This window comes from Neisseria sp. P0001.S005 (assembly GCF_051963715.1).
This window is the reverse complement of record NZ_JBQCTZ010000514.1, coordinates 1-572: the sequence shown is the minus strand read 5'-3', so window position 1 is coordinate 572 and position 572 is coordinate 1. Positions and strand designations below refer to the sequence as shown.

Sequence of the window (572 nt, the reverse complement as noted above, 5' to 3'; positions counted from 1 at the left end):
TCTGAAAAGTTTGTCCTGAAACAAGAACAAATATATCTAAATAAATTAAATTTATACGACATTGCATGATAATAAAAAAGGTTCACTTATGAACAGAGCCAATCTTCAAGAACTGGGTAATCTGAGGGAGCGGATTCCCGGTGTAATCAACATTGCCCGAATAGCCATCGTCTTACCGCTTTTGGTTTTGCACGCGTTCGGCAGCTACACAGGCGGCAACCTGATTGGCGTTTCGTTGCCGGACGTTGCGTTTTATATCTGGGTAACGCTGTATTTCTTCCTGATTATGCTCTCCGTGTTCCGTCCGGGCTGGCAGTGGCAGTCTTTGGATTTGCCCAATGCCAGCGCCGTGGTCGACATCACCATGATGATGGTTTTGGTGTATATCTCCGGCGGTACGGCTTCCGGTTTCGGGATTTTGGTTTTGCCGTTTGTTGCTACGTCGTGTCTGCTCAGTTATGGCCATTACCCCATGCTGTATGCAGGTTATACGGCAATGTTGTTTATTTTGAACCTGTTTTTAGACGGCAGTATGCGTTTCGATTCGTTTAATTGGGACGCGAAATCAATGG

General features: G+C 45.6%; 1 pseudogene. It reads left to right on the top strand.

Annotation, left to right across the window (positions count from 1 at the left end):
- Window positions 1–88: 88 nt before the first annotated feature.
- Window positions 89–572: pseudogene (locus ACTHSP_RS21395) on the top strand (sensor histidine kinase); the annotation flags it as partial.